16 protein-coding genes are annotated in these 19,231 nt (G+C 71.7%); 9 read left to right on the top strand and 7 right to left on the bottom strand.

Annotated features, from left to right (window positions below):
* The first annotated feature begins 49 nt into the window (after positions 1 to 49).
* On the top strand, positions 50 to 1,012 hold the full coding sequence (locus tag ACIA8X_RS14920; RefSeq protein WP_393445784.1) for an electron transfer flavoprotein subunit alpha/FixB family protein: 963 nt from the start codon (positions 50 to 52) through the stop codon (positions 1,010 to 1,012).
* Positions 1,013 to 1,070: 58 nt separating this feature from the next.
* Here ACIA8X_RS14920 and ACIA8X_RS14925 read toward each other — a convergent pair whose 3' ends face one another.
* The gene (locus ACIA8X_RS14925) at positions 1,071 to 1,979 is read right to left on the bottom strand and encodes an endonuclease/exonuclease/phosphatase family protein (RefSeq protein ID WP_393445782.1); all 909 of its coding nucleotides are present in this window, start codon (positions 1,977 to 1,979) and stop codon (positions 1,071 to 1,073) included.
* A 204-nt stretch (positions 1,980 to 2,183) separates the two neighbouring features.
* Here ACIA8X_RS14925 and ACIA8X_RS14930 point away from each other — a divergent pair, with 204 nt between their 5' ends.
* Together ACIA8X_RS14930 and ACIA8X_RS14935 are read left to right on the top strand one after the other, a co-directional pair.
* Positions 2,184 to 3,488 (top strand): DUF6986 family protein, encoded by a 1,305-nt coding sequence (locus ACIA8X_RS14930; protein ID WP_393445780.1) that lies wholly within the window; start codon positions 2,184 to 2,186, stop codon positions 3,486 to 3,488.
* A gap of 118 nt (positions 3,489 to 3,606) precedes the next feature.
* Positions 3,607 to 5,967, top strand: a complete 2,361-nt coding sequence (locus tag ACIA8X_RS14935; RefSeq protein ID WP_399458403.1) for a protein kinase — start codon at positions 3,607 to 3,609, stop codon at positions 5,965 to 5,967.
* A 45-nt stretch (positions 5,968 to 6,012) separates the two neighbouring features.
* On the opposite strand, the gene ACIA8X_RS14940 is transcribed toward ACIA8X_RS14935, so the two are convergent.
* Positions 6,013 to 6,798 (bottom strand): hypothetical protein, encoded by a 786-nt coding sequence (locus ACIA8X_RS14940; protein ID WP_399458404.1) that lies wholly within the window; start codon positions 6,796 to 6,798, stop codon positions 6,013 to 6,015.
* A 6-nt stretch (positions 6,799 to 6,804) separates the two neighbouring features.
* The gene (locus ACIA8X_RS14945; protein WP_399458405.1) at positions 6,805 to 7,878 is read right to left on the bottom strand and encodes a LacI family DNA-binding transcriptional regulator; all 1,074 of its coding nucleotides are present in this window, start codon (positions 7,876 to 7,878) and stop codon (positions 6,805 to 6,807) included.
* A gap of 304 nt (positions 7,879 to 8,182) precedes the next feature.
* On the opposite strand from ACIA8X_RS14945, the gene ACIA8X_RS14950 reads away from it, so the two are divergent.
* Complete coding sequence (locus tag ACIA8X_RS14950) at positions 8,183 to 9,130, top strand: ROK family protein (RefSeq protein WP_399458406.1); 948 nt, start codon at positions 8,183 to 8,185, stop codon at positions 9,128 to 9,130.
* A gap of 137 nt (positions 9,131 to 9,267) precedes the next feature.
* On the opposite strand, the gene ACIA8X_RS14955 is transcribed toward ACIA8X_RS14950, so the two are convergent.
* Positions 9,268 to 11,316, bottom strand: coding sequence for an NPCBM/NEW2 domain-containing protein (locus tag ACIA8X_RS14955; protein WP_399458407.1), 2,049 nt, complete (start codon positions 11,314 to 11,316; stop codon positions 9,268 to 9,270).
* Between the two features lie 212 nt (positions 11,317 to 11,528).
* Between ACIA8X_RS14955 and ACIA8X_RS14960 the strand changes: the two genes are divergently transcribed.
* From ACIA8X_RS14960 to ACIA8X_RS14970, 3 genes are all read left to right on the top strand, one after another.
* Positions 11,529 to 12,515: a TIGR01777 family oxidoreductase gene (locus ACIA8X_RS14960; RefSeq protein ID WP_399458408.1), complete on the top strand. Its 987-nt coding sequence runs from the start codon at positions 11,529 to 11,531 to the stop codon at positions 12,513 to 12,515.
* A 52-nt stretch (positions 12,516 to 12,567) separates the two neighbouring features.
* A complete protein-coding gene (locus tag ACIA8X_RS14965; protein ID WP_393446437.1) occupies positions 12,568 to 12,897 on the top strand; it encodes a hypothetical protein in 330 nt (109 codons plus the stop codon).
* A 146-nt stretch (positions 12,898 to 13,043) separates the two neighbouring features.
* The gene (locus ACIA8X_RS14970; RefSeq protein WP_393445766.1) at positions 13,044 to 14,084 is read left to right on the top strand and encodes an NUDIX domain-containing protein; all 1,041 of its coding nucleotides are present in this window, start codon (positions 13,044 to 13,046) and stop codon (positions 14,082 to 14,084) included.
* Here the strand turns inward: ACIA8X_RS14970 and ACIA8X_RS14975 are convergent.
* Both ACIA8X_RS14975 and ACIA8X_RS14980 read right to left on the bottom strand, forming a co-directional pair.
* Positions 14,054 to 15,112: a protein kinase family protein gene (locus ACIA8X_RS14975; protein WP_399458409.1), complete on the bottom strand. Its 1,059-nt coding sequence runs from the start codon at positions 15,110 to 15,112 to the stop codon at positions 14,054 to 14,056. The two genes, ACIA8X_RS14970 and ACIA8X_RS14975, sit on opposite strands and share 31 nt — an antisense overlap.
* A 25-nt stretch (positions 15,113 to 15,137) precedes the next feature.
* A complete protein-coding gene (locus tag ACIA8X_RS14980) occupies positions 15,138 to 16,493 on the bottom strand; it encodes a dipeptidase (protein WP_399458410.1) in 1,356 nt (451 codons plus the stop codon).
* A 133-nt stretch (positions 16,494 to 16,626) separates the two neighbouring features.
* Here ACIA8X_RS14980 and ACIA8X_RS14985 point away from each other — a divergent pair, with 133 nt between their 5' ends.
* Entirely contained in the window at positions 16,627 to 17,868 is a 1,242-nt protein-coding gene (locus ACIA8X_RS14985; protein WP_393445760.1) for a geranylgeranyl reductase family protein, read from the top strand.
* Positions 17,869 to 17,880: 12 nt separating this feature from the next.
* Here the strand turns inward: ACIA8X_RS14985 and ACIA8X_RS14990 are convergent, their stop codons facing one another.
* Positions 17,881 to 18,330: a nitroreductase family deazaflavin-dependent oxidoreductase gene (locus ACIA8X_RS14990; protein WP_393445758.1), complete on the bottom strand. Its 450-nt coding sequence runs from the start codon at positions 18,328 to 18,330 to the stop codon at positions 17,881 to 17,883.
* Positions 18,331 to 18,476: 146 nt separating this feature from the next.
* On the opposite strand from ACIA8X_RS14990, the gene ACIA8X_RS14995 reads away from it, so the two are divergent.
* Entirely contained in the window at positions 18,477 to 19,172 is a 696-nt protein-coding gene (locus ACIA8X_RS14995; protein WP_393445756.1) for a TetR/AcrR family transcriptional regulator, read from the top strand.
* Positions 19,173 to 19,231: the final 59 nt, after the last annotated feature.

A 19,231-nucleotide genomic window follows, 5' to 3' on the forward strand; every position in this document is an offset into this window, starting at 1 on the left:
ACACCCCTCCCGCCCCTTAAGCCTTCGCAATCCGCAGGAGAGCATTCCCATGGCTGAAGTTCTCGTCTACGTCGACCACGTGGACGGTGCCGTCCGCAAGCCCACCCTGGAGCTGCTGACCCTGGCCCGCCGCGTCGGCGAGCCGGTCGCCGTCGCGCTGGGCAACGGCGCCGCCGACACCGCCGCCACCCTCGCCGAGCACGGCGCCGTCAAGGTCCTCACCCACGACGCCGCCGAGTACGCCGACTACCTGGTCGTGCCCAAGGTCGACGCCCTCCAGGCCGCCGTCGAGGCCGTCTCCCCGGCCGCCGTTCTCGTCCCCTCCTCCGCCGAGGGCAAGGAGATCGCCGCGCGTCTGGCGCTGCGCATCGGCTCCGGCATCATCACCGACGCCATCGACCTCGAGGCCGGCGACGAGGGTCCGGTGGCCACCCAGTCGGTGTTCGCCGCGTCCTTCACCACCAAGTCCCGTGTCGCCAAGGGCACCCCGGTCATCACGGTCAAGCCGAACTCGGCCGCCGTGGAGGCCGCCCCGGCCGCCGGTGCGGTCGAGGCCCTCGCGGTGTCCTTCTCCGCCCAGGCCACCGGCACCAAGGTGACCGCGCGCACGCCGCGTGAGTCGACCGGTCGTCCGGAGCTGACCGAGGCCGCGATCGTGGTCTCCGGTGGCCGTGGTGTCAACGGCGCGGAGAACTTCGCGATCATCGAGGCCCTCGCCGACTCCCTCGGCGCGGCCGTCGGCGCCTCGCGTGCCGCGGTGGACGCCGGCTGGTACCCGCACACCAACCAGGTCGGCCAGACCGGCAAGAGCGTGTCCCCGCAGCTGTACATCGCCTCCGGTATCTCGGGCGCGATCCAGCACCGGGCCGGCATGCAGACCTCGAAGACGATCGTGGCGATCAACAAGGACGCCGAGGCCCCGATCTTCGAGCTGGTCGACTACGGCGTGGTCGGCGACCTCTTCGACGTCGTCCCCGCCCTGACCGAGGAGATCAAGGCCCGCAAGGGCTGATCCCGACCGGGCGCACCGAGGCCCCCGTGACCGTGCAGACGGTCACGGGGGCCTCGTCTCATCCCAGGGTCAGGGACGCCTGGACGGGCAGATGGTCGCTCGGGAACTGGCCATCGGCGGCGAACGTGTTGATCGTCGCCCGGTGTGCCGTGACGCCGGGAGTGGTCAGGACCCAGTCGATGCGGTCGCCGTTCGGAGTCAGCGGCTTGTAGCCGTGGAAGGTCGCGTACAGCGCGCTGCGCTCGTCGGCCGTGTCCCAGCTGTCGACGAGACCGGCGCCGAGCAGCGTGTCGTACACCGTGTTCTTGTGCGCGGCGACATTGAAGTCCCCGGTCACCACCACCGGCAGGGTGCGGTCGAAGCCGGCGATCCGCTCGGCGATCAGCGAGGCGCTGCGCTCGCGCGCGTACTGGCTCACGTGGTCGAAGTGGGTGTTCAGGACGTAGAACTCCCGTGCCCCGTCGGTGAGATCGCGGAAGCGGACCCAGGTGACCATGCGGGCGAAGGCCGCGCCCCAGGTGTTGGAACCGATCGCGTCCGGGGTGTCGGAGAGCCAGAAGTGGTCGTACTCGGTCGGGCGCAGACGACGGGAGTCGTAGAAGATCGCCATGGACTCGTCGCGGCTGCCGTGCAGCCGGCCGGTGCCCACCCAGTCGTAGCGCGGGCCGAGATCGGCGTCGATGTCGAGCAGCTGCGAGAAGATGCCCTCCTGGGTGCCGATGACGTGCGGGGCCTCGCGGCGCAGCAGCTCGCGCATCACCGGTCTGCGCACGGTCCAGCTGTTGGGCTCGGTGGTGCTCGCGAAGCGCAGGTTGAAGGACATGACCTGAAGGTGTCGACGGGCCGGGCGTTCGCCCGCCGAGGCGGAGGAGGTGGGCAGTGCTGTACTGGAGAGGGGCGCGGTGACCGCCGCGGCTAACGCGGCCTTCAGGCCCAGACGGCGCGTGACTCGGCTGTGCTTCGGCACGGGGGCTCCTTCGCTGGGAACTGCCGGACGAGTCGTGCGGGGCGTGCGTATGGAAGTGTGATACCGCATCCTGAGATGAGCGTGAACATGACGAGATGGTGGAGTGACTCCCCGTGGACATGGTGTTGACCAGGCGGAAGGTCCCCGGATAACTTCGTTATACGGATTGTTGATTCCGTATCGCGGAAATCAGGAGGATGTGGGATGGGTCAGGGCCAGCAGGAGAAGGTGGCGACGAGCCTCGCGGGCGCCGTCAGCGAGGAGATCAGCGCCTCCCTCGCGCCGGTCGACGCGGAGCTGGAGCGCCGCTATCCCGGAGACCCCGGCAGCCGCCAGCCCGTCCACACCGTCTACGTCCCCGGCGACGCCTTCGCCGCCGACACCCTCCGCTCCTGGGGCGACCAGGCCCTCGCGCTCCTCGACGAACACGCGCCGGACGCGGCCTCCTTCGCCGCCGTCCTCGGTCTGTCCGACGAACTCGCCGAGCCCGTGTACGCGCGCGTGCGGGCCAAGCTGGAGCGCGAGCCCATCGAGGACCTGCGCGTCGACTTCGAGGACGGCTACGGCCCCCGCCCCGACGCCGAGGAGGACGAGGCGGCCGCCCGCGCGGCACGGCTGATCGCCGAGGCCTACGAGAACGGCACGGCGGCCCCGTACATGGGCATCCGCATGAAGTGCATGGAGGCACCCGTACGCGACCGGGGCATCCGCACCCTCGACATCTTCCTCACCGGCCTGATGGAGGCCGGCGGCCTGCCCGACGGACTCGTCCTCACCCTGCCCAAGGTGACGTACCCCGAGCAGGTCACCGCGATGGTCAGGCTCCTGGAGGCCTTCGAGAAGGCGCGCGGTCTCGAGCCCGGCCGGATCGGATTCGAGATCCAGATCGAGACCAGCCAGTCCATCCTCGCCACCGACGGCACGGCGACGGTGGCCCGCATGATCCAGGCCGCCGAGGGCCGGGCCACGGGCCTGCACTACGGCACCTTCGACTACAGCGCCTGCCTCGGCGTCTCCGCCGCCTACCAGGCCAGCGACCACCCGGCCGCCGACCACGCCAAGGCGATCATGCAGGTCGCGGCGGCGGGCACCGGCGTACGCGTCTCGGACGGCTCCACGAACGTCCTGCCGGTCGGCCCGACCGCGAAGGTCCACGACGCCTGGCGATTGCACTACGGCCTGACCCGGCGGGCGCTCTCCCGCGCCTACTACCAGGGCTGGGACATGCACCCCGGTCACATCCCCACCCGCTACGCGGCCGTCTTCGCCTTCTACCGCGAGGGCTTCGAGCAGGCGGCGGCCCGCCTCGCCCGATACGCCAACCGCGCCGGCGGCGACGTCATGGACGAGCCGGCCACCGCCAAGGCCCTCAGCGGCTATCTGCTGCGCGGCCTCGACTGCGGCGCCCTCGACATCGGCGAGGTCGCCCGGCTCACCGGCCTGACCCGCGCCGATCTGGAGGGCTTCGCGGCGCCCAGGCGCGGCGACCTGACGGTCTCCGCCCAGTAGTTTCCACACAGGACCTCCACGTGGCGGGCCTGTCACGGCGGCCACCACCGGCTGGTGTCGTCACCGCCGCCCCGTAGTCTGTACGGACTCATTGAGGTGTCACAGGAACGGGGCAGCGGTGTCATCGGGGGAGAACGGACAGCCGGACGAGGCCGGTCGACTTCTGGCCGGGCGTTATCGCGTCGTCGCACAGCTCGGGCGCGGCGGCATGGGCGTGGTCTGGAAGGCCGTCGACGAGGTCCTCGGCCGCGAGGTCGCCGTCAAGGAACTGCGCACCTACAACGACGCCGACGGCCCCGAACTCGCGGATCTGCGGCTGCGGATGCAGCGCGAGGCCCGCGCGGCGGCCCGGGTGCGGCACACCGGCGTCGTCGCGGTGCACGACGTCGCCGAGGTCGACGGACGCCCCCTCATCGTCATGGAACTGGTCGACGGCCCCTCCCTGGAGAGAGTGCTGCGCGAGCGCACCCTCGACCCGCGCGAGGCGGCCGGAATCGGCGCCAAGGTCATGGATGCGCTGGCCGCCGCCCACCGCGCAGGCGTCCTGCACCGTGACGTCAAGCCCGGCAACATCCTGCTCGACCCCTCCGGCCGCGTCGTCCTGACCGACTTCGGCATCGCCACCATGGACGACCCGGGCGACGGCTCGGCCACCCATCTGACCCGCACCGGCCATCTCGTCGGCTCCCTCGACTACTTGGCCCCCGAGCGCGCCCAGGGTGCCGATCCGGGTCCCTCCTCGGACGTCTGGGCCCTGGGCGCCACCCTGTACGCGGCGGTCGAGGGCTCCGCGCCGTTCCGTCGCACGTCCACCTTCTCCACGCTCACCGCGATCATCTCCGAGCCCCTGCCGGAGCCCCGCAACGCCGGTCCCCTCGGCCCCGTCCTCCAACGGCTCATGGACAAGCGCTCCGAGTCCCGCCCCGAGGCCGACGAGGCGCGAGAACTCCTGCAGGCGGTGGCCGACTCGGGCGGTCCTGACTCGCCGACGGCGGCGCTGCTGGGATCGGCGGGAGCCGGACCCGTGCCGGACGAGACGAAGCGCAGCGCTCCGGCGCCCGGGGCCGGGCCCACGGGGCCGGAAGGACAGACGCCCATCGCGCCGACGGCGACCGCTGGGCAGGCGGACGGGCAGGGCCACACGCCATCCGCGCCGACGGCGCCCGCCGGTCAGGCGTACGGCGGCCCGGGACAGGCGGCACCGGGGGCTCAGGGCTTCGCAGCGCCGGGGCAGGGCGTACCCGCGTCGGGTGTGCCCGGGGCGCCGCCCTTTGGGCATGTGGGGCAGGGTGCGCCCGGGGCGCAGGGGCCCGCGGGGCAGGGAGCGCCGGGGCCTGCGGGGCAGGGGGTACCTGGGTCCGCAGGGCAGGGGCACGTGGGGCACGGCGTGCCTGAGTCTGCGGCGTCCGGAGCTTCGGGAGCACAGGGGCCTGCGGGGCAGAGTGTTCCGGGCGCACAGGGGCCCGCGGGACAGGGGGCACCAGGCCCCGCAGGACTGGGCGCGGCCTGGGTGCAAGGGCCCGCGACTCCCGGGCAGGGCACGCCGCCCGCCCAGAGCGTCGGTCCCGTCGGCCAACCGGGCCCGGCGGGATACGGACACGGACACGGCCATGGCAACGGACACCCCGTCCCCGGTCAGCCGACCCCTTCGCCGTACGGCGGTGCGCCGGTGCCGTCCGGCCAACCCCCGCACGGCTACGGCGTCCCCACCCCGTCGCCGCACGACTCGGCCCCCACCGGCCCGATGACCACGTCCTCCGACACCGCCACCCGGCGCAAGGGCCGTGCCCTGCTCGCCGCCGTGGCCGTCACCGTCGTGCTCGCGGCGGCCGGGGGCACGGTGGCCCTGGTGAACAACACGAGCGACAGCAAGAACGAGGCGCGGGCCACGTCGTCGTCCGCCACCTCCCCGGGCGCGTCCGCCCCGCGGAGCGGCAGCCCCGACGACGGCCCCTCGGGCGAATCCGGTCTCACCGAGAAGGACGACGAGAAGGACCCCGACGCGTCCAAGACGCCGAGCCGTTCGGCGGACACCGGACGCACCGACGGGCCCAGTTCGTCGCCGACCAAGACCTCGGGCGGTGGTGGCAGCAACGGTGGCACCACGGGCGGCGGTTCCGGCGACGGCGGTACGACGGGCGGCGGAGGAACCTCGGGCGGCGGTGGCACGACGGGCGGGGGCGCCACCACACAGGCACCGGCCTGTACCTCCATCGGCGGCGGCAAGTACAACTGCCAGGTCTGGCGGACCGCCAAGTCCTACACCGCCTCCGGCAGCGAGGTCGGCCAACTCAACCAAGGCACCAACTATTTCTACTGCCAGCAGAATCTGGGCCGCCGCGAGACCTACGGCGAGTGGACCAACGTCTGGTGGGCCAAGACGGACGACGACAGCGGCAACACCAACGTCTTCATCAGTGACGTCTACCTGGAGGGCGGCAACAACGACGAACCGGTGCCGGGGCTTCCGGTCTGCTGAATCCAGGCGGCCCAGGCGATCCACGGCTCCCCGCGTTCTCCGCAATCAGGTGCCCTGAACCCGGACATGGCCCTCCAGCCCGGAGGCCGTCACCAGCTTCTCCTCCACCAACAGCCGGGTGCCCCGCTCACACAGCCTCGCATCGGCTCGCGCCCGCGCGCAGAACTCCTCGGCCGTGACACCGAACAGCTCCCTCAACCGGGCCGAGCCCAGCAGGAGTTCGGTGAGCAGCGGCCGCTGGCCGGGGTGGGTGCGCGGTGCCTCGGCGCCGTCGTGCAGGACGCCGTGGCGGTTGACGTACGCGAAGGCGCCCGGGAGCGTGCTGCCGTCCGCCAGCCCGATCCGGACGTCGGGTGCCGGCAGCCAGGCGCGGTCGTAGTTGCCGCCCGGCACCGGCACGCCCTCGCTCGCGTCGATCACCGCGAGCTGCTCGGGGTCGAGCCAGATGACGAACAACTCCCGTACGCGGCACGGTGCGTGGAACGGTGACGCGGACACGTACCCCATGCGGCTCACATGCGCGGAGACGCCCACCTCGATGCCGGTGACCCGCGCCCGCACCATCGGGATGGGGGAGACGATCCCGAACTCGTCCATCTTGTGCCGCAGTTGGCCGGGAGAGGCGTTGGAGCCGACCGCGAGGACGGGCACGCGGTCGTCGTGCACCAGGCGGTCGAGCGGCAGCAGCCGGTCCCCGTCGAGGAGCCCGGAGTCCGACGGCCAGGCGCCTGGGTAGAGCAGCGGATGATCGCGCGGCGCCTCGGCCAGGCCGAGCGCCGCCAAGGTGCGCCCGCGCCGGGGCAGCCACGACCCGCTCGTGTGGTCCGCCACGGGCGCTCAGTCCGTCGGCGGCAGCTCGCCCGAGCCGCGGGTGATGAGCCGCGTCGGCAGCTCGATGCGTTCCGGGGTGATGAGGGTGCCGTCCAGCTGGCGGAACAACCGCTCGGCGGCGCTCCGGCCGATCGCCGCCGCGTCCTGGGCGACGACGGTGACGCCGGGCTCCAGCAGGTCGGCGAGTTCGATGTCGTCGAAGCCGACGAGGGCGACGCGACGGGTCTGTTCGGCGAGGACACGGATCACGGTGACCGTCACCCGGTTGTTGCCCGCGAAGATCGCGGTGACGGGGGAGGGGCCGGAGAGCATGCCCTCGGCCGCGTCGCGCACCCGCTCCGGGTCGGTGACGCCCAGGGACATCCAGGAGTCCTCCACCGGTATGCCCGCGTCCTCCATCGCGGCCCTGTAGCCGCGCAGTCGCTCGGCGGCGGTGTGGATGCGGGGCATGTCGCCGACGAAGCCGATCCTGCGGTGGCCGTGGGCGATGAGGTGGGCGACGCCGTCCCGGGCACCGCCGTAGTTGTCGGACAGGACGCAGTCGGCGTCGATCTTGCCCGCTGGGCGGTCGACGAACACGGTGGCGACGCCCGCCTTGAGCTCGGGCTCCAGATAGCGGTGGTCGTCACCGGCCGGAATGATCACCAGCCCGTCCACCCGCCGCGCGCACAGCGCCAGCGCCAGTTCCTGCTCGCGGTCCGGGTCCTCGGCGCTGGAGCCGTTGATGAGCAGGGCGCCGTGCGCCCGGGCGACTTCCTCGACCGCCCGGCTGAGGGGACCGTAGAAAGGGTCCGCGAGATCCTCGAGGACCAGGCCGATGCTCGCCGTACGGCCCTTGCGCAGCACCCGCGCGCTGTCGTTGCGTCGAAAGCCCAGCGCGTCGATGGCCTCCTGCACGCGGCGCTCCGTCTCCGGGGTGACCCCCGGCTCCCCGTTGACCACACGCGAGACGGTCTTCAGACCGACTCCGGCACGCGCGGCGACGTCCTTCATGGTCGGACGGTTGCCGTAGCGAGTCCCGGAGAGGCGGTCCGAGTGGCGGTCAGCGGGGTGGTCGGATCGGCGGATGGTTTCGGGCACGATGCGGTGTCCTGTCCTGTCGTCGTCCACGGGGTGCGGCGGTCCATGGCGATTCGTCCCGCTGCGGGAGGCGTCGGTCCATGGGATACGTCGATCCACGGGGATGCGTCGGCCCATGGGGGTGCGTCGGTCCATGGGTTTGTATGAGGATGTGGCGTCGAGCATAGAGCCTGGACAACGTTGTCAGATCCGGGAGACACTGTCCACCGCATTCTCCGGCCTGCGCCCCCACCGCGAGACCGGCTCGTCCAATTCCCGTGGCTGGCGGGGAGATCCGAATGGTTGACCGGGAGAACTGAATCAGATGCACACCGACCTCGTGGCTGCGCTCGACATCGGCGGCACCAAGATCGCCGGAGCGCTGGTGGACGGCCACGGCACGATCGTGGTCCGCGCTCAGCGCGCGACGCCGGCGCGGGAGGACGGCGAGACGGTGATGCGGGCCGTCGAGGAGGTCGTCGCCGAGCTCACCGCGTCGCCCCTGTGGGAGCGCGCGACGGCCCTCGGTATCGGCAGCGCGGGTCCGGTGGACGCCTCGGCGGGCACCGTCAGTCCCGTGAACGTGCCCGGCTGGCGTGACTATCCGTTGGTCCGGCGGGTCCGGGAGGCGGCCGGCGATCTGCCCGTCGAGCTGATCGGCGACGGCGTGGCCATCACCGCGGCCGAGCACTGGCAGGGCGCGGCCCGGGGGCATGACAACGCCCTCTGCATGGTCGTCTCCACGGGCGTCGGCGGAGGCCTGGTCCTGAACGGCCGCCTGCACCCCGGCCCCACCGGCAACGCCGGCCACATCGGCCACATCAGCGTCGATCTGGACGGCGACCCGTGCCCGTGCGGTTCGCGCGGCTGCGTCGAGCGCATCGCCAGCGGCCCCAACATCGCCCGGCGGGCGCTGGAGAACGGCTGGCAGCCGGGCCCGGACGGCGACACGTCCGCCGCCGCGGTGGCCGCCGCCGCCCGCGCCGGCGACCCGGTCGCCGTGGCCTCCTTCGAGCGCGCCGCCCAGGCCCTGGCCGCCGGGATCGCGGCCACCGCGACCCTCGTCGAGATCGACATCGCCGTGATCGGCGGCGGCGTCGGCAAGGCGGGCGACGTGCTCTTCACGCCGCTGCGCAAGGCGTTGACCGACTACGCCACCCTGTCCTTCGTGCAGCGGCTGGCGATCACGCCGGCCCAGATGGGAACGGACGCGGGGCTGGTGGGGGCCGCGGCGGCGGCGCTGGCGAGGAGGACGGACGCGGCGACGGTCTGAGGGGGCGGGCAGGAACGTTCCCGCGTGTGGGCGGGCCACGTGCACCGCGTGCTGAGAGCACGCCGGTCGGGTCCCGCCCCGGGGCGACCGTCGGGCCCGGGCGGGCCGCCGACCTACCCCCTCGGCGACTCACCAACTCAGCAACTCACCCGCACCCCCGCCCAGTCCCCATGGTCCGAGTCGATGCCGTCGCCACCGTCGGTGACCACGAGCCGGACCACCTGGGCCCCGGTCACCTCGGCATTGATCGGCTGGGCCGGCATCGCGTTGGTGAGGGTGCCCGTCGAGGCGGCCCTGGTGCCGTCGGCCCAGATCTCGAAGGCGACGGTCCCGCCCGCGCCCGCCTCGTCGTCGACACCGACGTCAGCGGTGACCGTCTCGCACACGCCGCCGGTGAAGTACTCGACGGCACTCTCGGCGTGGACGCCGAGTCCGCTGTCGTACACCACGCCTCCGAGGGTGATCGGACGGCCGTCGCCCGCGGCGCTCTCCCCGTTGCTCGTGTTGCGTTCGACGGGCCCCCAGCCGTTGGTGGCCGACAGCCAGGGGAGGTCACCGAGGCCGGACGTCCCCGAGGGCGGTGGTGTCACCACGGTCGCGGTCAGGGGCAGTGTGCTCACGACGCGGATACCGGTCGGGGAGTGGTGAGTCGCCCTGAGTACTACGTCGTACGAACCCGTCGGCGTCCCCTGTGGCGCGGTGACCGCCCACTTCGTGCGCAGGGTGCGGCCCGTCGGGAGTGCGGGTGAGGCGGTCGGGGACGTTGCCTTGACGGTCCAGCCCTGGGGTCCGGTCAGTGTGACGGACACGCGCCTGGCCGTCGTACGCCCCAGATCGGTCACCGTCGACGTCAGCGTCGCCGTCCGGCCCGCCTCGACCATCGGGCTGCCCTCCAGGCCCAGGTCGACGGCGGGCGGGTGCTGGGCCCACTGGGGGTCGGCCCAGGCGCGGAAGAGGACCGTGCCGTGTGCGGGGACGGTCGCCGAGATCGTGCCCGCGGTGTTGAGGCTCCGGTGCTGCCACAGGTCGCGCAGCGTGTATCCGTCGGCGGCGGGCAGGCCGACCGCCTCGGCGGTCGTGGTGATGCGCTGGGCGGTGCCGGACTCGTTGAAGAGGGCCACCGCGCGACTGCCGTCCCGCATCTCCTTGGCGACGACCCAGCGTCCGCCTTCGGAGGAGACCACCGCGCCCTGTTTGCCCAGCGGGTCCTGGTCGACCGCGATGACCTCGCGGTTGCCGAGGATGTCGTAGGTCTCCGCGGTGGCCGACCGCAGGTCGGAGCCGATGAGCAGCGGCGCGGCCATGATCGCCCACATCGAGAAGTGCGAGCGGTACTCGGTGTCCGTCATCCCGCCGTTGCCGACCTCCAGCATGTCGGGGTCGTTCCAGTTGCCGGGTCCGGCGTACGGCGCGAGCGGCAGGTTCTGCTTCAGGATCGACAGCATCGAGCCCCAGTTGTCGCTGATGTCACCGGTCGTGCGCCACAGATGGCCGACGTCGGACGCCCATTCCCAGGGCTTGTTCGTGCCCCATTCGCAGATGCTGTACACGATGGGCCTGCCGGTGGCCCTGAGGGCGTCGCGCATGGTCGTGTAGCGCAGCTTGGCGTCCACGCCCTGGTTGTTGCAGTTGTCGTACTTGAGGTAGTCCACGCCCCAGTCCGCGAACTGCTGGGCGTCGCTGTACTCATGGCCCAGCGAGCCCGGGAAACCGGCGCTGTCGCAGGTCTTCGTGCCCGCGCTGGTGTAGATGCCGAACTTGAGGCCCTTGGAGTGGACGTAGTCCGCGACCGCCTTGATGCCGCCGGGGAAGCGGACCGGGTCCGGCACGAGCTTCCCGTTCGCGTCCCGGGAGGGCAGGGCCCAGCAGTCGTCGAGGTTGACGTACTGGTATCCGGCGTCCTTGAGGCCCTTCTGGACGAAGAGGTCAGCGATCCCCTTGACCATGGCCTCGTCGAACTCGGCACGGCAGTGCGTGGAGTTCCAGTTGTTGAACCCCATGGGCGGGGTGAGGGCGAGACCGTCGTCAAGGGTGGCCGCCACGGGGGCCGCGGCGGCCGCGGTGGCGGTGGGGACGGCGAGTCCCGCCGCGCACAGCAGGCCGGCGACGAGGGCCCCGACCACTCTTCTGAGAGATGTGCTGGATGTGCGGGCTTTGCGGGTTGTGCGGGTGTGAAGGTGACGCATCGTTACGTTCCTCCGAACCAGCAAAGGTGGGATGACTGCATGTACGCGTCATGAGCGCCCCCACGGTAGAGGCCGGTGCGTCGCGTTGGAAGTCGAGTGGTGGTCCGTGGTGGTGAGTGAGGTCCCGAGTGGCTTGAAAGTCCTCCCCGGAGAGGTTTTGAACGTGTTCAATATCTGCGGTACGCTCGTACCCATACGAGATGGGGGAGTCGATGAAGATAGTGATCCCCGGGGGAACCGGGCAGGTGGGCACCATCCTGAACCGCGCGCTGACCGCCGCGGGCCACGACGTCGTGGTCCTCACCAGGCGGCCCACGCGGGACCGGGAAGTCCGCTGGGACGGTGAGACATTGGGTCGGTGGGCCGAGCTGATCGACGGCAGCGACATCGTGATCAACCTGGCCGGGCGCAGCGTCAGCTGCCGCTACACCGCCCCCAATTTGCAGGCCATGATGGATTCGCGGGTGCACTCCACCCAGGTGGTGGGCGAGGCCATCGCGCGGGCCGCCCGGCCGCCCCGGGTCTGGCTGCAGATGAGCACGGCGACCGTCTACGCCCACCGCTTCGACGCACCCAATGACGAGGCGACGGGCGTCATCGGCGGCAGCGAACCCGATGTGCCGGACTACTGGGCGTACAGCATCGAGATCGCCAAGGCCTGGGAGCGGGCGCAGGAGGAGGCCGACACCCCGCACACCCGGAAGGTCGCCCTGCGCTCCGCCATGGTGATGAGCCCCGATCGCGGTGGCGTGTTCGACGTCCTGCTGGGGATGGCGAGGCTGGGGCTCGGCGGCCCCGTCGCGGGCGGCGCGCAGTACGTCTCCTGGATCCACGACCGTGACTTCGTCCGTGCGGTCGACTTCCTGGTCGACCGGGACGATCTCACCGGGCCGGTGAACCTCGCTGCCCCCGAACCGCTGCCGCAGCGTGCGTTCATGCGGGCGCTGCGCTCCGCGTGGGGCGCCCCCGTGGGCCTGCCCGCGACGAAGTGGATGGCGGAGCTCGGCGCGTTCGCCCTGCGCTCCGACACCGAGCTGCTGCTCAAGAGCCGGCGTGTCGTCCCTGGCCGGCTGCTCGACGAGGGGTTCACCTTCGAGTACGGCCGCTGGACGGAGGCCGCCGATGACCTCGCACAGCGGGTGCGGCTGCGCCGGGTCGAGCGGCGGCGGTCCGGGGCCGAGGTTCCGGCGCTGTCCTGATTGTCCTGAGGTGGGGCGTGACTCCCGCTCCCGTTTCGCAGTTGAACCGGCCATGAAGAAGCGCAGCATGCTCGCCATCGCCTCCCTGGCCACCGGATTCGTCGTCGCGGCGGTCACTCCGTCCCACGCCGCCGAGGCCCCTGTCACCGGGACCCCCTCCACGGAGACCCCTGGCCTCGGCGGCGGAGGAATGAAGCTCCTCGGAGGTGAGGCCGGGGGGATGAAGCTCACCGGCGGTGAGACCGGCGGGACGAAGCTCGCCGGAAGCGAGACCAAGGTCGCCGGCGTGAACGTGGACCAGGCCCTGAACACCTTCGGCCGGGCCATCAACCGCGAGACGGACAAGGCCGTGAACAACGCCCCGCACGGGAAGAAGCGCTGACGACCCCACCGACCCGACCACACGGCGCCGGAGCCCCTGGATTCGAGGGGGCTCCGGCGCCGTGGTCATGCGGTCTCTACTGGACGTGGTTTCCGTGGCAGTGTGGAGCGGGCAAGCCACAGGGGGCCAACAGAAGAGGGGGAAACGTGATCGTCTGGATCAACGGTGCGTTCGGTGCGGGGAAGACCACCACCGCACGGGACCTGATCGAGCTGATCCCGAACAGCACGCTCTTCGACCCCGAGGTCATCGGCGGAGCACTCACCCACCTGCTCCCGCCCAAACACCTCACCGAGGTCGGTGACTTCCAGGACCTGCCGATCTGGCGACGTCTCGTGATCGACACGGCGGCAGCACTGCACGCCGAGCTCGGCGGGACCCTCGTCGTGCCGATGACGCTGCTGCGCCAGGAGTACCGCGACGAGATCTTCGGCGGCCTCGCCGCCCGCCGTATCACTGTCCAGCACGTGCTGCTCGCCCCGGCGGAAACGATCCTGCGGGAGCGAATAGCCGGGCGGGAGCTCCCGCCCGACCTGCCCGACGGCGACATACGGATCCGGCAGTGGTCGTACGACCACATAGCGCCGTACCGCGCCGCGCTCGCCGCCTGGCTCACCGCCGACGCCCACCCCGTCGACAACAGCGCCCTGACGCCGTACGAGACCGCCGTCCGGATCGCCGAGGCGGTCGGCGGCGGTGCGGTCCCCGTCTGCGACATCGTGCAGACCCCGGAGCCCACCTCCGAGACCCTCGCCTCGGGGGTCCTCCTCTTCGACGAGCAGGACCGGGTACTGCTCGTCGACCCCACCTACAAAGCCGGCTGGGAGTTCCCGGGCGGTGTCGTCGAACCCGGTGAGGCGCCCGCGCGCGCGGGCATGCGCGAGGTCGCCGAGGAGACGGGGATACGGCTCGAGGACGTGCCGCGGCTGCTCGTCGTCGACTGGGAGCGGCCCGCGCCGCCCGGCTACGGCGGTCTGCGCCTCCTCTTCGACGGCGGTCGCCTCGGCTCCGCGGAGGCCGAACGCCTCATGCTGCCCGGCCCGGAGCTGCGCGACTGGCGCTTCGTGACCGAGGAGGAGGCCGCCGATCTGCTGCCACCGGTGCGCTACGAGCGGTTGCGCTGGGCGCTGCGGGCGCGGGAGCGCGGGGCGGCCCTCTATCTGGAGGCCGGGATCCCCACGTCCTGAAGCAGCCCGCGCAGCGCCTCGTACGGGTACGGCGTGAGCTTGCTGTCGTGAATCAGCCGCCCGACGAAGTCGTTCGCGACGGTGGCGAGGGGCGCGTACCGGACGATGATGTCGGCGGCGGCCCGTGGGATGCCCTCGGGCCGCCTGCCGTCGGCGCAATTCCGCACGAAGGCCTCGCGCTCCTCGTGGCCGTACCCGTGCAGCGCGGTGGCCAGCCAGTTCACCAGGTGGGCGGCGGTGTAGCAGCGGTCGTAGACGCGGTGCCGGTCGAAGAACTCGCGCTCCTGCGGGGTGAGCGGGAAACGGGACGAGAGCGCGAGGCCGTAGTCGGCCAGGTAGAGCTGCCGACCGTCGGTGAGGATGTTGGCGAAGTGGGCGTCGAAGTGCAGGAGTTCGCGCTCGTGGAGGAAGTCGGTGGTGGCCCTGAGTCCCTGCTCCACCAGGGTGCACGCGGCCTCGGCGCCGTCCGTGCGCAGTTGGGTGTCGAACCACTCGTGCAGGGTGTATGGCACGTACTCCAGGAACAGTGCCAGGCTCGCGGACGCCGTCCGCAGCTCCTCGATGCGCTCGCGCACCTGCGGGCTGCCGCCCCAATAGGCGACGGCCCCGTCGACATCGGCCAGCTGGTCGGGAAGGGGCTGGGGCGGCTGTGGCAGGACCCGCCAGTGGTGCATCAGCGGGAAGCCCGCGAAGCGGTCGGCGACGACCCAGTTCGTCGTCATGGTGTGTACGGCGAGCTCCCGCCAGGCGCCGAACCCCGGACTGCCGACGCCGTAGTGGAAGTAGGCCGGCAGGCCGAGGAGGTTCGCCGTGGAGCGGACGTTCTCCGGCCGCAGCTCGACGTCGGTGAGGCGGACGCGTTTCACGAAGACCCGTCTGCCGTCCACCTCGATCAGCGTCGAGCGGCCGCCGATGCCCGTGGCGAGCGGCGCGCCCGACTCCACCAACTCCGCGAGTTCGTGGTCGGAGAGAAGCGCCAGGGACGTGGCGATGTCCGTGTGGGCGGCGAGGCGATCGGCGCGGGTCATGCCCGCATCGTCACCGCCCGGCCCCTCAACTCGCCGCGTAATTACGCAGGAACAGCGCCTCGGCGACCGACAGACGCTCCAGCTCCTGCGGCGACACGCTCTCGTTCACGGCGTGGATCTGGGCCTCCGGCTCGCTCAGGCCGATGAGGAGGATCTCCGCGTGCGGGTAGAGCGCGGCGAGGGTGTTGCACAGCGGGATGGAACCGCCCTGGCCGGCGTACTGCATCTCCTGGCCGGGGTACGCCACCGCCATCGCGTCCGCCATCGCCTGGTACGCCGGGCTGGTCGTGTCGGCGCGGAACGCCTGGCCCTGGCCTATCTGCTCGCTGCGCACCCGGGCGCCCCAGGGGGTGTGGGTCTCCAGGTGCGCCTGGAGCAGCTTGGTCGCCTGGACCGCGTCCACGCCCGGCGGGACCCGCAGGCTGATCAGGGCCCGAGCGCTCGCCTGCACGGACGGGGTGGCGCCGACGACCGGCGGGCAATCGATGCCGAGGACCGTGACGGCCGGGCGCGCCCAGATGCGGTCGGCGACCGTGCCGGAGCCGATCAGCTCGACGCCGTCGAGGATCTTGGCGTCCTGCCGGAACTGCTCGTCCTCGTACTGCAGTCCCTGCCACGACGACTCGCCGGTCAGCCCGTCCACCGTCGTCGAACCGTCCGCGGCGCGCAGCGAGTCCAGTACGCGGATCAGCGCGCCCAGCGCGTCCGGCGCGGCGCCGCCGAACTGGCCGGAGTGCAGGTTGCCTTCGAGCGTGTCGATCTGCACGCGGACGAGGGTCATGCCGCGCAGGGTGGAGGTGACCGTCGGCAGGCCGGCGCGGAAGTTGCCCGAGTCGCCGATCACGATGGTGTCGGCCTGCAGCAGTTCCGGGTGTTCCTCGGCGTACCGCTCCAGGCCGCCCGTGCCCACTTCCTCCGAGCCCTCGGCGATGACCTTCACGTGCACGGGCACGCCGCCGTCGGCCTTGAGCGCGCGCAGCGCCAGCAGGTGCATGATCAGGCCGCCCTTGCAGTCGGCAGCCCCGCGCCCGTACCAGCGGCCGTCGCGTTCGGTCAGCTCGAAGGGCGGGGTGTGCCAGGCGGCCTCGTCCAGCGGGGGCTGCACGTCGTAGTGGGCGTACAGCAGGACCGTTTTCGCGCCCTCGGGGCCGGGCAGGTAGCCGTACACCGACTGCGTGCCGTCGGGGGTGTCCAGCAGGGCCACGTCCTCGAAGCCCTCCGCGCGCAGTGCGTCGGCGACCCAGCGGGCGGCGCCCTCGCTCTCGCTCTTCGGGAACTGGTCGAAGTCCGCCACCGATTTGAATGCCACCAGTTCGGTGAGCTCCGCCTTCGCCCTGGGCATCAGCGAGGCGACGGTCTCGGCGACCGGATTCGACGACATGGGCACGCTCCTTGTGGGTGCGACGTTGTACGTATGAGTGCTGTGATCCTCCCACAGCAGCCTGCGACGATGCCCGCCGTAGGATGCGGGGGACAGCAGGCGTAGGCGGCTTGATCGGGAGCAGTAGACCATCGTGAGCAGCGAGAACTCTTCGGCGGACGACGTGCGGCAGGTGTGGGACGTCGTCGTGGTGGGCGCGGGACCCGCGGGGGCCTCGGCCGCCTATGCGGCCGCGGTCGCCGGGCGGCGCGTGCTGGTGCTGGAGAAGGCGGAACTGCCGCGCTACAAGACGTGCGGCGGCGGCATCATCGGCCCCTCGCGCGACTCGCTCCCGCCCGGCTTCGAGCTGCCCTTCCGGGACCGGGTGCACGCGATCACGTTCTCGAACAACGGCCGCTTCACCCGGACCCGGCGCTCCAAGCAGATGCTGTTCGGGCTGATCAACCGGCCCGAGTTCGACCAGCAGCTCGTCGAGCACGCGCAGAAGGCGGGCGCCGAGCTGCGGACGGGCGTCACCGTGCAGCGCGTCGAGCAGCACGGTTCGGCGGTGCCGGACCGGCGCAGCGTCGCCGTCGTCCTGCAGGGCGGCGAGACGCTGCTCGCGCGGGCCGTGGTCGGCGCGGACGGCAGCGCCAGCCGGATAGGAGCCCATGTCGGGGTGAAGCTCGACCAGGTCGATCTCGGCCTGGAGGCGGAGATCCCGGTGCCGGAGACGGTCGCCGAGGACTGGAAGGGGCGGGTGCTGATCGACTGGGGGCCGATTCCCGGCAGTTACGGCTGGGTGTTCCCCAAGGGCGACACGCTCACGGTCGGGGTGATCTCGGCGCGCGGTGAAGGCGCCGCCACCAAGCGGTACTTGGAGGAGTTCATCGGGCGGCTCGGCCTCGCCGGGTTCGAACCGAGCGTCTCCTCCGGCCACTTGACGCGCTGCCGCGCCGACGACTCGCCGCTGTCGCGCGGGCGCGTGCTGGTGTGCGGTGACGCGGCGGGTCTGCTGGAGCCCTGGACCCGCGAGGGGATCTCGTTCGCGCTGCGGTCGGGGCGGCTCGCGGGGGAGTGGGCGGTGCGGATCGCCGAGGCGCATGACGCGGTGGACACCCGGCGCCAGGCGCTGAACTACGCCTTCGCGGTCAAGGCGGGCCTCGGCGTCGAGATGAGCGTCGGCAAGCGGCTGCTGACGGTGTTCGAGCGCCGCCCCGGTCTCTTCCACGCGGCGCTGACCGGTCTGCGGCCGGCCTGGAAGGCGTTCACGGACATCACCCGAGGCTCCACGTCACTGGCCGAGATCGTCCGCACCCACCCGATGGCCCACCGCGCCCTGACCGCGCTGGACCGCCGCCAGGCGGTGACGGGCGGCGAGGAGGCCACCTCTTGACGGCGACCCGAGTCACTTCTTGACGGTGATCCGGAAGACGGGGTGATCCGGGGCGGCCGCGATGATCTTCTCGTCGGAGGACGTCGCGGTGACCCCCTGGAAGTACTGGTTGACCTCCCAGCCCCACTTCTCCAGGTAGGTCCGCAGGATCGGGAGCTTCTCCTCGTCGGGCAGCTCCACCGCGGTGAACTCACGCACCTTGCGCCCGACCCGCAGCTCCCCGCCGCCCGCGGCGCGCATGTTCCGTACCCACTGGGAGTGGCCGCGCGCCGAGACCAGGTACTGCGTGCCGTCGAGGGTGTGCGGATTGACGGGGATGCGCTGCATCTGTCCGCTCTTGCGTCCGCGTACGGACATCTCCGCCGTGCCCGCGATGCTGAGCCCGCGCCGGGCCAGCCAGCCGATGATGTTGTTGAGGCGGACGTTCAGCGAGCTGCCCTTGAGGTAGTACGGCGACGACATGCTGACTCCCGGTGTCTTCGGTTGAGAAAGGATTGCGAGAGCGGTGCTCTCGCTTGAGAGCAGTGTGCACGAGATCGCTGATCCAAAGCAAGAGCAGTGCTCTCGATTGTGTGCACTGCTCCGTTCTTCGTGGGAGACTGCCTCACATGAGCAGCAGCACCGCACAGGGCGCACGTGCCCGCGCCAGGATGGAAATCACCGCGGCCATCAAGGACGAGGCGCGCAGACAGCTCGCGGCCGAGGGCGCCGCCAAGCTGTCCCTGCGCGCCGTGGCCCGGGAACTCGGCATGGTCTCCTCCGCGCTCTACCGCTACTTCCCCAGCCGCGACGACCTGCTGACCGCTCTCATCATCGACGCCTACAACTCCCTCGGCGAGAGCGCCGAAGCAGCGCACGACAAGGCCAAGGGCGCCGGCCCCGTACAGCGCTGGACTGCGGTCGCTGAGGCCGTACGCGGCTGGGCGCTGCGGCATCCGCACGAGTACGCGCTGATCTACGGCTCGCCCGTGCCCGGCTACACCGCCCCCGACACCACCGTCCCGCCCGCCTCCCGCGTCGGGCTCGTCTTCATCGGCATCGTCCGCGACGCCCATGGCGGCTCCGCCCTCACCGAACCCCCGCCCCTGCCCGCCGACCTGCGCGCCGAGGCCGAGCGCATGGCCGCCGACCTGGCCCCCGATCTGCCTCCGGCGACGGTCGTGGCCCTCGTCGCCTCCTGGGCCGAGCTCTTCGGTCTCGTCGGGTTCGAGCTGTTCGGGCAGTTCCACCGGGTCGTGGAGGACAGGGAGGCGTTCTTCCGGCATGCGGTGGTCCGCCTCGCCCACGGTGTCGGTCTGGTGTGAGCCGCGCCGGCCGTGGGGGAGGACGTACTTCGCGGGGAGTAGTCGTGATCACCACGCGC

The organism is Streptomyces sp. NPDC051738, from assembly GCF_044453205.1.
Classification (GTDB): Bacteria; Actinomycetota; Actinomycetes; order Streptomycetales; family Streptomycetaceae; genus Streptomyces.

Bases quoted from the DNA above. Each gene is read 5' to 3' on its own strand.
- ACIA8X_RS14995 (WP_393445756.1), top strand. From the start codon at position 18,477: ATGAGCAGCAGCACCGCACAGGGCGCACGTGCCCGCGCCAGGATGGAA.
- ACIA8X_RS14990 (WP_393445758.1), bottom strand. From the start codon at position 18,330: ATGTCGTCGCCGTACTACCTCAAGGGCAGCTCGCTGAACGTCCGCCTC.
- ACIA8X_RS14920 (WP_393445784.1), top strand. From the start codon at position 50: ATGGCTGAAGTTCTCGTCTACGTCGACCACGTGGACGGTGCCGTCCGC.
- ACIA8X_RS14950 (WP_399458406.1), top strand. From the start codon at position 8,183: ATGCACACCGACCTCGTGGCTGCGCTCGACATCGGCGGCACCAAGATC.
- ACIA8X_RS14975 (WP_399458409.1), bottom strand. From the start codon at position 15,112: ATGACCCGCGCCGATCGCCTCGCCGCCCACACGGACATCGCCACGTCC.
- ACIA8X_RS14930 (WP_393445780.1), top strand. From the start codon at position 2,184: ATGGGTCAGGGCCAGCAGGAGAAGGTGGCGACGAGCCTCGCGGGCGCC.
- ACIA8X_RS14965 (WP_393446437.1), top strand. From the start codon at position 12,568: ATGAAGAAGCGCAGCATGCTCGCCATCGCCTCCCTGGCCACCGGATTC.
- ACIA8X_RS14980 (WP_399458410.1), bottom strand. From the start codon at position 16,493: ATGTCGTCGAATCCGGTCGCCGAGACCGTCGCCTCGCTGATGCCCAGG.
- ACIA8X_RS14960 (WP_399458408.1), top strand. From the start codon at position 11,529: ATGAAGATAGTGATCCCCGGGGGAACCGGGCAGGTGGGCACCATCCTG.
- ACIA8X_RS14955 (WP_399458407.1), bottom strand. From the start codon at position 11,316: ATGCGTCACCTTCACACCCGCACAACCCGCAAAGCCCGCACATCCAGC.